The organism is Mucilaginibacter sp. P2_A4 (genome assembly GCF_056405015.1).
Genome location: NZ_JBFUCX010000019.1, coordinates 1 through 12,821 on the forward strand (window position 1 = coordinate 1; position 12,821 = coordinate 12,821).

General features: G+C 42.3%; 9 protein-coding genes. All 9 read right to left on the reverse strand.

Annotation, left to right across the window (positions count from 1 at the left end):
• Positions 1 to 691 precede the first annotated feature (691 nt).
• On the reverse strand, positions 692 to 1,936 hold the full coding sequence (locus tag AC1DYB_RS26425) for an aminotransferase class I/II-fold pyridoxal phosphate-dependent enzyme (RefSeq protein WP_295721509.1): 1,245 nt from the start codon (positions 1,934 to 1,936) through the stop codon (positions 692 to 694).
• Between the two features lie 274 nt (positions 1,937 to 2,210).
• Entirely contained in the window at positions 2,211 to 3,824 is a 1,614-nt protein-coding gene (gene ftsZ, locus AC1DYB_RS26430; RefSeq protein WP_295721507.1) for a cell division protein FtsZ, read from the reverse strand.
• Positions 3,825 to 3,950: 126 nt separating this feature from the next.
• Positions 3,951 to 5,291 carry a cell division protein FtsA gene (ftsA, locus tag AC1DYB_RS26435; RefSeq protein ID WP_295721505.1) on the reverse strand — a complete coding sequence of 447 codons (1,341 nt, stop codon included), beginning with the start codon at positions 5,289 to 5,291 and terminating at the stop codon, positions 3,951 to 3,953.
• Position 5,292: 1 nt separating this feature from the next.
• Entirely contained in the window at positions 5,293 to 6,153 is an 861-nt protein-coding gene (locus tag AC1DYB_RS26440; protein WP_477439454.1) for a cell division protein FtsQ/DivIB, read from the reverse strand.
• Positions 6,146 to 7,504 carry a UDP-N-acetylmuramate--L-alanine ligase gene (gene murC / locus AC1DYB_RS26445; protein ID WP_477439456.1) on the reverse strand — a complete coding sequence of 453 codons (1,359 nt, stop codon included), beginning with the start codon at positions 7,502 to 7,504 and terminating at the stop codon, positions 6,146 to 6,148. The genes AC1DYB_RS26440 and murC overlap by 8 nt, the downstream gene beginning before the upstream one ends.
• A gap of 53 nt (positions 7,505 to 7,557) precedes the next feature.
• Positions 7,558 to 8,661 (reverse strand): undecaprenyldiphospho-muramoylpentapeptide beta-N-acetylglucosaminyltransferase, encoded by a 1,104-nt coding sequence (murG, locus tag AC1DYB_RS26450; RefSeq protein WP_295721497.1) that lies wholly within the window; start codon positions 8,659 to 8,661, stop codon positions 7,558 to 7,560.
• Positions 8,662 to 8,763: 102 nt separating this feature from the next.
• Positions 8,764 to 9,909 carry an FtsW/RodA/SpoVE family cell cycle protein gene (locus AC1DYB_RS26455; protein WP_295721495.1) on the reverse strand — a complete coding sequence of 382 codons (1,146 nt, stop codon included), beginning with the start codon at positions 9,907 to 9,909 and terminating at the stop codon, positions 8,764 to 8,766.
• 125 nt (positions 9,910 to 10,034) lie between these two features.
• Positions 10,035 to 11,426, reverse strand: a complete 1,392-nt coding sequence (murD, locus tag AC1DYB_RS26460; protein WP_477439458.1) for a UDP-N-acetylmuramoyl-L-alanine--D-glutamate ligase — start codon at positions 11,424 to 11,426, stop codon at positions 10,035 to 10,037.
• A gap of 81 nt (positions 11,427 to 11,507) precedes the next feature.
• Complete coding sequence (mraY, locus tag AC1DYB_RS26465; protein WP_295721490.1) at positions 11,508 to 12,749, reverse strand: phospho-N-acetylmuramoyl-pentapeptide-transferase; 1,242 nt, start codon at positions 12,747 to 12,749, stop codon at positions 11,508 to 11,510.
• Between the last annotated feature and the right edge of the window lie 72 nt (positions 12,750 to 12,821).

The following is a 12,821-nucleotide window of genomic DNA, read 5'->3' on the forward strand; positions in this document are numbered from 1 at the left end:
GTTATGTTATAATACTTTAAAAAACTTCTCGGATCGGTATCATGAGCTGAATAGAAATCTTTGGCAAACCTAAAAATAGTATGTTCACCACGCTTTACCTGTTCATATTCACCGATTAAAAAACGGTACTTGCTCAGGTAATTTCGCTTTAAGGTAAGATCGTTGTTTATGTTCCGCATAACTTTTAGCTTTATTAGTTAAAGCTAATTCTGTTACCGAATTATCTGACCTTTACAATTGCGAGGCACGAAATTTCGCGAAACCCTATAGGATGAAACGACGTTTTAAAAGGTTTGTCATCCTGAGTTTTAAAATCCGTTTTGGCCTCTGAAGGAGAAAATGACGTAACAAAAATGGCTGTCATCCTGAGCCTGTCGAAGGATAGTGGGCAAAGGCCTCTCCGCGCGAGTCTTCGACAGGCTCAGACTGACAAGCCCACACGCCTCAAAACCCAATACGTCATGGGTAGGAACGAAGGATCTATTCGCAGACTGTACAGGGCGAAAAAGCATGGCGAATAATAGATCCTTCACTACGTTCAGGATGACAAAAAATTTTTTAGCAATACATCAACGGAGACATATAAACCACAAATGGCTTCAAAATTGAAGCCATTTGTGGTTTATATTACGTTTATCCCAGTGCACAGATCATCTGCACATCTAAAATCTGCACATTTGCACATCTGAAATTACGCTATTTCCAGTTTGTTTTCTTTGTAAAAACCTGCTTTTAGTTTTTCACCCATTTCGCTGTAGGCATCAAGGGTGCGCTGTACATCCGCTAATGAATGTGAAGCTGTTGGTATCAGGCGCAGTAATATTAGTCCTTTAGGTATAACCGGATAGATCACTATGGAACAAAAGATGCCATAGTTTTCGCGCAGGTCGCGGGTTAGACTGGTGGCTTCGAAAAGGTTGCCCTCTAAAAACACAGGAGTAACCATGGTATTGGTAACACCCAGGTTAAAACCACGCTCCCTTAAACCTTTTTGCAGTGTTGACGAGATCAACCACAATTTTTCGCGCAGTTGTGGTTGCGTGGTTAATAGCTCGAAACGTTTTTTCAAGCCCAATACCATCGGCATAGGCAATGCTTTAGCAAATGTTTGCGAGCGCATGTTATAACGCAGAAAATGAACTATCTCTTCATCGGCAGCAACAAATGCGCCTATACCTGCCATTGATTTGGCAAATGTGGCAAAGTATACATCTACACCATCAATACAATCCTGTTCCTCATGTGTACCGGCACCGGTTTTACCCATAGTACCAAAACCATGCGCATCATCCACCAATAAACGGAAGTTGAATTTCTTTTTTAATTCGATAACCTCTTTCAGTTTACCCTGCGCTCCCGACATGCCAAAAACACCTTCGGTGATCAGCAGTATCCCGCCACCGGTTTGTTCGGTTAATTTTGTTGCACGCTCCAGTTGTTTTTCGCAACTTTCAATATCATTGTGCTGATAAACAAAACGCTTACCCATGTGCAGGCGCACACCATCAATGATACAGGCATGTGATTCTGCATCATAAACAATAACGTCATTCCTGTCAACCAATGAATCTATAATTGATACCATGCCCTGGTATCCGTAGTTTAATAAAAAAGCGGCCTGTTTACCCACAAATTCAGCCAGGTTATTTTCCAGCTCTTCATGGTGAATAGAGTTGCCAGACATCATACGCGCACCCATAGGGTAAGCCATACCATAATCGGCTGCAGCTTTAGCATCAGCTTCCCTTACTTCGGGATGATTAGCTAAACCCAGGTAATTATTAAGGCTCCAAACCAAATGTTCCTTGCCATTGAACTGCATGTGCGGTCCAATTTCCCCTTCCAGTTTAGGAAATGAAAAATAACCATGTGACCATTTTTGGTGCTGACCCAATGGCCCACCTAAGCTTTTTGTTATTTTATCAAATAAATCCAAAATAATTTACCTTTTAAATAGTGAATAATTGCAAATATAGCTGTAAATACGACTTACTACAATAGCTATAACTTTTTAGAATAGGTTATAACTAAGAAGGACGAAGGATTTTTGGAGCAAGGAACAAGGACTAATAGATTAAGGGCGAAACTTTAAATAATAATCTATTTAAACTAAAACAGGAAAGTTATCTTATTTAGATAGCTTTCCTGTTCTTATTATATTCCTTTATCTTCTAATCCTTGCTCTTTGCTCCATTAGTCCTTACTCTGTCTTAATCAGCATTATCATGCAAAAATGAGTTATTTCTGCGGATCTCGGTGTTGCCTTCATTATCAGGCATCAGGCTGAATCTTGATATCTGGCTCTCGTCAGATTGTGGTGTATCCTGCAGGGCTATTTCCTTACGTTTATAGGCCGGTACATTTTCCAACTCCTGTATGTTGCCTGTACGCAATTTCATGCTCAGGTCTTTTAAGCGCATGATCCGCTCGCGCGATTTTTTCAGCTGCTCCTCAATTGATTCATTTGTTTTATGATCATCAGCGCCAAAAGCAGGTGTAGGCTCGGGTGCTGGTTCTGGCACCGGCTCTGGCTTACGCTCCTCTTTTACCGGGGCGTATGATTCAGGCTCGGCCATTTTGAAGGTAAAACCAGCTGTATCCTGTTCGTGATCTTCTTCCTTATCTTCATCGGCAAGGTTGTATTTCACTACAGTTTCCTGTTTCTCATCAGGGCGGGCAAACATATCAAACAGACCGGTTTGCTTTGGCTCTTCTTTATGATGTTTAATATAAGGCTCGGCTGTAGCATTGGCTTTAACCGGGTTTATAAATTCATTAAAAGCATTAACAGGTTTTACCAAAGGTGTATTTTCCGGAACCAGCATCGATACTATCTTTTTGTTGCTGTGTTCTTTTTCACGCTCATCTTTGGTTTGGAAACCAGTTGCAATGATGGTTACCGAAAGTTTATCTTCCAGGTTTTCGTCAACACAATTACCCCATATCAGGTCGGCAGCCAAACCGGCTTCTTCCTGTATATAATCGGTAATGATGCTCACCTCATCCATAGTAACCTCTTTAAGGCCAGAGCTGATATTAAGCAAAATATAACGTGCGCCTTCTATCTCGTTATCTTTCAACAAAGGCGATGACAATGCACCCTCAACGGCTTTCAGCGCGCGGCCTTCGCCTTCGGCTGTGCTGCTACCCATGATACACACACCGCTATCTTTCATTACAGTGCGCACATCCTTAAAGTCAACGTTGATATAACCTGGTAAGGTTATGATCTCGGCAATACCTTTAGCAGCTGTGGTTAATATATCATCAGCCTGGCCAAAAGCCGAGCTCATAGTTAGGTTACCAAATATCTGGCGCAGCCTGTCATTTGATATCACCAGGAATGAATCAACATATTTTCTTAATTCCTCCATCCCGGCATCGGCCTGCATTTTACGGCGTTTACCTTCAAAAGAGAACGGCGTGGTTATAATACCAACCGTTAATATATCCATTTCGCGGGCAGCTTTGGCTATGATTGGGCTTGCACCTGTTCCGGTACCACCACCCATACCTGCGGTAATAAACAGCATCTTGGTATTAACACCCAACATCTGCTTAATATCATCGATATTTTCAATAGCTGAATTTTTCCCAACTTCGGGTATCGAACCGGCTCCCATTCCTTCTGTAAGGCTGGCACCCAATTGTACTTTGTTAGGTATGGGGCTAAGCTCCAATGCCTGGGCATCAGTGTTGCAAATAATAAAGTCAACACCGGTAATTCCTTGCCTGTACATATGGTTTACCGCGTTACCACCACCACCGCCAACACCAATTACCTTGATGATTGACGATTTTTCTTTTAACATCTCAAACTGCATAATCTTCGTTTTCAGCTATATGTGATTCAACCAATATTTAGATTTTACCATCGTAATAATAATACTTTTTCAACAATAGTTTTCCACAAATGTCAATATGTGGAAAACCTTAACTGTTGTGTATAATTATTTCAAAAAATCCTCGTCGTTTATATCGTCTTTAATAAATGTGATACTTTTTTTCAGCAACCTGTCAAACAAACCACCTTCTTTACCTTTAGTTTCAAACTTAGGCTTCAATGCTTTTTCTACAGGTATATCTACATTCATATATTCTGTTTTCTGGATCCCTTTTATCAGCAAGCCTATACCTGTTGCAAACGTTGGGCTTTGCAGCTCTTCGTAAATATTTTTAGGTAACACTTCGTTCTTAGCCAGGTGCTCTGTTGGGTAACCAACGCGGCAATCCAAACCGGTAACAAACTCTACCAGCTGGCGTAAGTGTTTCAGCTGTGCTCCTCCACCTGTTATTACTATCCCGGCAATCAGTTTTTTCTCGTAGCCTGATGATTTAATTTCGTAATAAACATGCTCCACAATCTCTTCCATACGAGCCTGGATAACGTAAGCCAGGTTTTTAACGCTGATCTCCTTAGGTTCGCGGCCACGTAAACCCGGTACACAAACAATCTCGTTCTCTTTGTTCTCGTCAGCCAGCGCCGATCCAAACCTTACCTTCAGCTGCTCGGCAATGTTGCGCATTACGGAACAACCTTCTCTAATATCCTCGGTAACACTATTGCCACCAAAAGGGATAACTGCCGTATGGCGGATTATGCCTTCATGAAAAATAGCCACATCGGTAGTACCGCCACCTATATCAACCAACACCACACCGGCTTCTTTTTCTTCTTCGCTCAACACAGATTCAGAAGATGCCAGTGGCTCCAATATCAGGTCCTGGCTATCCAGGTTGGCCTTATTAACACATTTAACAATATTTTTAATTGCTGTAACCTGGCCCGATATAATATGGAAGTTGGCCTCAAGCCTAACACCTGCCATACCAATAGGATCTTTAATGCCCGGCTCATTATCCACAGTAAATTCCTGCGGCAATACGTGGATGATGTCCTCGCCCGGAGGCATTACCAGGTTGTACATATCCTCTATCAGCTTATCAATATCTTTACGCCCTATCTCTGATTGCAGATCGCGACGGGTTATTAAACCGCGGTGCTGCAAACTTTTAATATGCTGACCGGCGATACCTACAAATACTACCTTTATATCCACATTTGATTGCGCGCCTGCAATCTCCACCGCCTGGGTAATACCTTGTACAGTTTTATCTATGTTTGATACCATTCCACGGGTAACACCCGCAGATTCTGCTTTACCAATTCCTAATACCTCAATCTTCCCATTCTTGCTCCTGCGACCCACAATGACGCATATCTTAGTAGTCCCGATATCCAATCCTACTACAATTGGTGAACTTTTTTCTTGAGTTGAGCTTTTGTCCATATTACAATTTTATTTGAGATTTCTCTTTTTTCATTTTTAGCGAATCCAGCTTAAGTGCCTTGGCTTTAGCCGAATCTGCTTTTGTCAATTCGTTTTTTATACCAATAACCTGGTTGGTATATTTAACATTTATTGTTTTGTATTTATCCCAGCCTACCTGTGGCAACACCTGTTTGTAAAAAGCTACCAGGTTTCTAAGCTTTATATTTAATGAATCGGCATTCCCTATCAGTATCCTTTGGCTGCCCACCCTTGGGATCAGCTCAATCTCCCGATCGGTATTTACATATATCTGCGCTATCTGTGCATCCCACAACGAATCTTTGCGAATAAAATCTGCCGTTCTGTACAGGTCCTTCGCCAACCGTGTGTGTAATGAATCAACATGATTGGTAAAAAGTTCATCAATAAAACCATTAGCCACCAGTACCCTTGCGGTAAAGTTTGATGAAAGCGGAATTTTTAAACCATGCTGATCTATATAAAAATCCATATCGTAATGGTTCATCACCCGCAATATGGGTTGGCGCTGGCTTACCTCAACCCTCAATATCCCATCCATCTCTGTATAAACTTTTGCAAACTCAATAAATGGATTTGCCTTCAATTTGTTCTCCAGTTCCTGAATATTTATATTCTCCAGTTTTCGCCCTATAAGCGTGTGACTGTTTGTCTGCAAAATCTGGTCGACTTCCTGCTTATCTATAAAATACTGGTTACCCGGAATATTTACCTTTACGGCAGTACAAACCACCGAAGCTTTTTTCTTTTCAATGAAACTCATCAGCACCACAAGGCCACCCAGGCAAATTACCCAGGCAAAACCTACTAACAGGCGCTTCCAGATGAGCTTTCTATCCATGTTGTAATATTTCGTTTAAAGGATGCACCAATGTATCAATATCACCGGCGCCTACTGTTAACAGCAGCTCGGGCTTTTCATTTTTAACGGTATCCAATGCTTGTTGCTTGGTTAGTTTACGTTTATTTACCAGCTGCATTTTATTTAATAACATATCTGATGTTACCCCTTCAATAGGCAGCTCGCGGGCCGGGTATATATCCAGCAATATCAACTCATCTACCATATCCAGCACTTCGGCAAAGCCATCGGCAAAATCGCGGGTGCGGGTGTACAGGTGCGGCTGAAAAATAGCGGTCAGCTTTTTATCGGGATACAATCTTTTTACTGATGATATGCAGGCCCTTAATTCTTCGGGGTGATGGGCATAATCATCAATATAAATATGCTCTGGTGTTTTCACAATGTATTCAAACCTGCGCTTAACTCCCTTGAAAGATGCCAGCGCGCTTTTTATGGAATCGGCAGGAATATCAAGCCTCAACACAGCCTCAATGGCGGCTACAGCGTTTTCGATGTTATGCGTGCCTGCAATACCCATTTTAATATCGCTAATACTTAAATCGGCGTTCACAAAATCGAAATAGAAATCCCCCCCTTCAATGCGAATGTTTGCTGCATGCGCATCGGCGGTTGCATCATCAATAGCATAGGTATAACCGGTATCTAAAGGCAAACCCTTTTTATGTACCAATGTACCGCCTACTTTTATCTGCGAAGCAAACAGCTTAAATGATTCTGTTAAATGCGCGTGATCACCATAAATATCCAAATGGTCGGCATCCATCGATGTGATGATGGCAACATCCGGGTACAGTGTTAAAAACGAGCGGTCATACTCATCGGCCTCAACCACCATTACATTATTTTTACCATACAACACGTTGCTTTGGTAGTTGGATGATATACCCCCCAAAAACGCCGAGCAATCATTACCCGAAGCTTTAAGCAAATGCGCTACCATAGTTGAGGTGGTAGTTTTGCCATGGGTACCCGCAACAGCAATAGTAAAAGAACTTTTACTTATTAAACCCAAAACCTGCGAACGCTTAAATAGTTCGAAGCCTTTATTTTTAAAATAGTTCAATATCGCCGAATCCTTAGGAATAGCTGGCGTGTATATAATAAGCGTATCATTGCATGGCTCCTGAAAACTCATTGGTATCCAATCCGCCTTATCATCAAACACCACCTGGATACCTTCGTTATGCAAATCGTTAGTCAAATCCGTCGCCGTTTTATCATAACCGCAAACAATACAGCCCAAATGTTGGAAATAGCGGGCCAGCCCGCTCATACCGATGCCGCCAATGCCCACCAGGTAAACCCTTTGTATGTCGCGTAGTTCCATGTTAGTGTTTTTTAAAAAAGGCCCTCCCCTTTTGGGAGAAGAGGACCATAATTTTAATTGTTATTTATTAATTGTATAAGCTCTTTTGCTATCACTTCATCGGCATTTGGCATAGCCATTTTACCTATGTTGGTGCTTAGTTTTTTCTGCAATGGTTTATCATCCAACAATTCAAGCGCCCTATCAACCAGCTTTGCTTCGGCATCTCTGTCGGCAACAAAAATGGCAGCATCTTCCTGTACCAGCGCCAAAGCGTTTTTAGTCTGATGATCCTCTGCCACATTTGGCGAAGGCACCAGGATCACCGGTTTTTTCACCATACACAACTCCGCAATAGTGCCCGCTCCGGCTCTTGATATAATAATATCGGCAGCTGCGTAAGCCAGGTCCATACGGGTTAAAAACTCCTTTATTTTAATATCCGGATGATGATCGTCGCCCAGTTTCTCTATGATCGTTTTATAATAAAATTTCCCTGTTTGCCATATAATCTGTACATCCGCAGCTATGAGTTTATCCAAACCAGCCATGATGCTGTTGTTCAAAGTACGTGCGCCAAGGCTGCCGCCGGTTATCAATATGGTTTTTTTAAACGTTGATAGCTTAAACAACTCCAGCGCCTGCATGTGCTTACCGCCAATGTTCACCGCATCCTTGCGGATAGGGTTACCTGTTTTGATGATTTTACCCGCAGGAAAAAACTGCTCCATATTATCAAAAGCAACACATATTTTTTTGGCGCCCTTGCCCAGCCATTTATTAGTAATACCGGCATACGAATTTTGCTCCTGTATCAGGTACGGTATCTTTTTCATGGATGCGGCATACAACAGCGGCCCCGAGGCATATCCTCCAACACCCACAGCGGCATCGGGTTTAAAATCCTTAATAATTTGCAGGGCCTTGCGTACACTGTTCACCAGCTTAACCGGGAACAGGACGTTTTTCCAGATAGAATCGCGCTGAATACCCCGGATATCCAACCCGATGATCTTATACCCCGCCGCCGGAACTTTTTCCATTTCCATGCGACCTAAAGCCCCCACAAACAGAATTTCGGTAGCCGGATCAATATTTTTTAAAGCATTGGCAATAGCAATAGCAGGGAAGATATGTCCTCCTGTTCCGCCACCACTGATGATAATTCTCTTTGCCATGTTTTTTAAAATTCTAAACTCTAATTTCTAAATCCTAAATTAAGCAGCCCATTTTCTTACTCACTACTCACTACTCACTACTCACTACTCACTACTCACCACCTAAACCGTCCTTATCTCTCCAACTACTACCTTCTTCGGCTCTTCAATATCGCGGCTTACCGATAGTATGATGCCGAAAGCCACACTCGTGAATAATAACGATGTCCCTCCCATGCTTACAAAAGGCAGCGGCACCCCGGTTACCGGACCAAGCCCTACTGCTACCGCCATATTCGCGAACGCCTGTATAGCAAGGCTGAAGCTTAGCCCACAGGCCAGCAATGCGCCAAACGCCTTTGGCGCTTTGGTTACTATTTTAATACACCTGTATAGTAAAAACAGGTAAATACCTACCAATACAAAACCACCTAACAGGCCATATTCTTCTACAATGATGGCATAGATCTCATCCGAGTATGACTCGGGCAGGTAATTTCTTTCGGTACTGTTACCAGGGCCCTTACCAAAAAGACCACCACTGGCGATAGCTATTTTGGCATGATCGGCCTGAAATGATTTATCAGTCTTAGTTGAATCCGGATGCAGAAAGGTATTTACGCGTGATACGTAAGTATGCCTTCTCGGCCCCAAAAAGATAACTCCCAATAATAATATAAACCCTGCCGCACATACTATGGCTATTTGCTTTATACTGATACGCCCTATGATCAACAGCAAAATGCTTACGCCAAACAACATCAGCGCGGTTGATAAGTTAGCCAGCGCTATTAATATAAATACCAAACAAACAGAACCCATGATAGGTAAAAACGATTCCTTTACATCCTTAATATTCTCCTGCTTGCGCGATAGTGTACGCGCCAGGTAGGTGATCAAAGCCAATTTGGCCAAATCGGATGTCTGGAAGCTTAAACCTATCACCGGGATATTGATCCAGCGACTGGCGTTATTGATGTGGCTACCAAATACCAATGTATATATCAACAATGGTATAGTAACGATCATCATAATTTTCGACAGGCCGGCGTAGTAACGGTAATCCAGCTTATGCGAAATATACATCAGCATAATACCACCTACTACCATAGCCAAATGCTTCATCAATATCGACTCGACCCCTACACCCCGCTTATAAGCCAGTGTACCGGTTGAACTGTATACCGCCAACAAGGATATAACAGAAAGCAATATGACTATAAGCCATATCCACCGGTCGCCTTTTGTGTTATTTAATATCCTATGCATTGAGCCCCCTCTAAATCTCCCCCTGAAGGGTGAGACTTTTTCTTTTATGTTCGTTAATAATCTCTTCTATAGTCAAACTTTACTTTTTCATCATCTGCACATCTGCTTATTTGAAATCTGCACATTTACAATTCCCTTACCGCCGCTTTAAACTGGTTTCCCCTGTCTTCATAATTTTTAAACAGATCGAAACTGGCGCAAGCCGGTGATAACAATACGGTATCGCCTTTAGTAGCCAGGTGATACGCCACCTGTGCTGCTTCCTGTGCCGAAAATGTATTCACAATCACATCTACATCGTCCTCAAATGCATCATGGATGCGCTTGTTATCCTTACCTAAGCACACAATGGATTTTACCTTGTGTTTAACCAGGTCTTTAAGCATACCATAATCGTTGCCTTTATCAACACCGCCTAATATCAGTATTACATCGCTGCTCATACTTTCCAAAGCGTACCAGGTTGAGTTAACGTTGGTGGCTTTTGAATCGTTGATGAAACGGATGCCTGAAATATTGGCAACAAACTCAAGCCTGTGTTCAATGGCTTTAAAGTTGCCCATGCTCTCCCTCATCGTTTCATTGCGCAACTCCAGCACTCTGGCTACAATACCTGATGCCATAGAGTTGTAAATGTTGTGCTTACCCTGCAGGGCCAGTTCTTTAATTGACATTGTAAAATGTTCTTGATTTGTGTTGATGACAATATTGTCGTTTTCGAGATATGCTCCCGGTTCAATCTTTTTTTCAATGGAAAAGGGTAATAGCTGTGCCTCAAATTTCCTATCAGCCATACCTTTTATGGTTTCGGGGTCATCGGCGCAGTAAATAAAATAATCTGCCGCTGTTTGATTTTGCGTTACCCTGAATTTGGATGCCGCGTAATTTTCCAGCTTATAATCATACCTGTCTAAATGATCGGGCGTGATATTGAGCAATACTGCTATATCCACCTTGAACTTAAACATATCATCAAGCATAAAACTGCTTAGTTCCAGTACATACAGGTCAAACTTTTCGGTAGCTACCTGGTAGGCAAAGCTTTTACCTATGTTACCCGCCAGCCCAACATTTAAACCCGCATCTTTAAGGATGTGGTAGGTTAAGCTACTGGTAGTAGTTTTACCGTTAGATCCTGTAATGCCGATGATCTTAGCAGTGCAGTACCTGCCTGCAAACTCTATCTCGGATATTACGGGAATACCCTGCTCTTTAAGTTTTTTAATGATCGGCGCCTTATCAGGTATCCCCGGGCTTTTGATCACCTCAACCGCGTTCAGTATCAACTCCTCGGTATGTTGTTTTTCTTCAAAGCTGATGTTCCAGTCTTCCAGCTGTTTTTTATAATGATCTGCAATAGCCCCAAAATCAGACACAAAAACATCATAGCCCTGCTGCTTGGCAAGGTATGCCGCACCTACACCACTTTCGCCAGCGCCAAGAATAACAAGGCGCATAGCCCCCCCCGCCCCCTGAAGGGGGTGCTTTTGATTGGGTATATTGTTATTCTCGTTCATCCTTCTTCTTTAAATCTTTTAATTTTTCTTCTCTATCTATCTTCACCATTGTTCCCCCTTCAGGGGGTTAGGGGGCTTCTTCTACCTTAATTTCAATGTTATAATCGTTATTATCGCCAGCAATATCCCGATGATCCAAAACCGGGTTACTATCTTGGCTTCATGGAAACCTTTCTTTTGGTAATGGTGATGTAGCGGCGCCATTAAAAATACCCGCCTACCTTCGCCAAATTTCTTTTTGGTGTACTTAAACCAGCCCACCTGCATAATTACCGACACATTCTCCACCAAAAACACACCGCATAATACCGGCAGCAACAATTCTTTACGTATCATGATAGCAAAAACAGCTATGATACCACCTATTGCCAGGCTGCCCGTATCGCCCATAAATACCTGTGCGGGATAGGAGTTATACCATAAAAAGCCTACACAAGCACCTACAAAAGCACCCGCGAAAATTACAAGCTCGCCCGAGTTGGGGATGAACATGATATTGAGGTAATCGGCAATCTCTACGTTACCGGATACGTAGGCCAGTATAGCCAGCGTAATCCCGATGATGGCCGAGGTGCCCGTCGCCAGTCCGTCTATACCATCGGTTATGTTTGCCCCGTTGGATATAAAGGTGATGATGATAATTGCAAAAAACAGGAATACCACCAGCGCGTATTGCTCATAACCTGTACCTATAAACTTAAGTACCTTGGCATAATCAAACTCATTGTTTTTGTAAAAGGGCATGGTTGTTTTGGTCGACCGTACATCCTGGGTATATACCGGAACATTACGTTTCAAATGAAAATCAACCGGCACATCGGCCTTTACGGGCAGCTTTACTTCCTGCCTTATTACAATATTGGTATTGAAATACATTGTCCACCCAATGATGAGCGACAAGCCAACCTGGCCAATGATCTTGAACCTGCCGGCCAAGCCTTCCTTATTTTTCTTAAATACCTTAATATAATCATCTAAAAAACCAATGGCACCCAGCCATACGGTGGTGATGAGCATTAAAATAATATAAATATTACCCAGCTTGGCAAACAGCAATGTTGGCACCAAAATACCCAGCAAAATAATAAGACCACCCATAGTAGGTGTACCCGATTTTTGCATCTGACCTTCCAGTCCCAGGTTCCTTACCGTTTCACCAACCTGTTTAAAACGCAGGTAATCAATTAAACGGCGACCGTAAACCGTGGTTACTACTAACGATGTTATAACAGCCAATGCCGTACGAAACGTGATATACTGAAATACCCCGAATCCAGGAATGCTGTAATTTTTATTTAAGTATGTAAACAGGTAGTATAACATCTTTTGCTTTTGATTACACCGATTTAATATGATGATTCACCGATTAAAGGTGAATCATTGATTCTGTTAATT

Coding starts and splice junctions, on each gene's coding strand:
- murG (WP_295721497.1), bottom strand. CDS start 8,661: ATGGCAAAGAGAATTATCATCAGTGGTGGCGGAACAGGAGGACATATC.
- ftsA (WP_295721505.1), bottom strand. CDS start 5,291: ATGGACAAAAGCTCAACTCAAGAAAAAAGTTCACCAATTGTAGTAGGA.
- murD (WP_477439458.1), bottom strand. CDS start 11,426: ATGAACGAGAATAACAATATACCCAATCAAAAGCACCCCCTTCAGGGG.
- murC (WP_477439456.1), bottom strand. CDS start 7,504: ATGGAACTACGCGACATACAAAGGGTTTACCTGGTGGGCATTGGCGGC.
- AC1DYB_RS26455 (WP_295721495.1), bottom strand. CDS start 9,909: ATGCATAGGATATTAAATAACACAAAAGGCGACCGGTGGATATGGCTT.
- mraY (WP_295721490.1), bottom strand. CDS start 12,749: ATGTTATACTACCTGTTTACATACTTAAATAAAAATTACAGCATTCCT.
- AC1DYB_RS26440 (WP_477439454.1), bottom strand. CDS start 6,153: ATGGATAGAAAGCTCATCTGGAAGCGCCTGTTAGTAGGTTTTGCCTGG.
- ftsZ (WP_295721507.1), bottom strand. CDS start 3,824: ATGCAGTTTGAGATGTTAAAAGAAAAATCGTCAATCATCAAGGTAATT.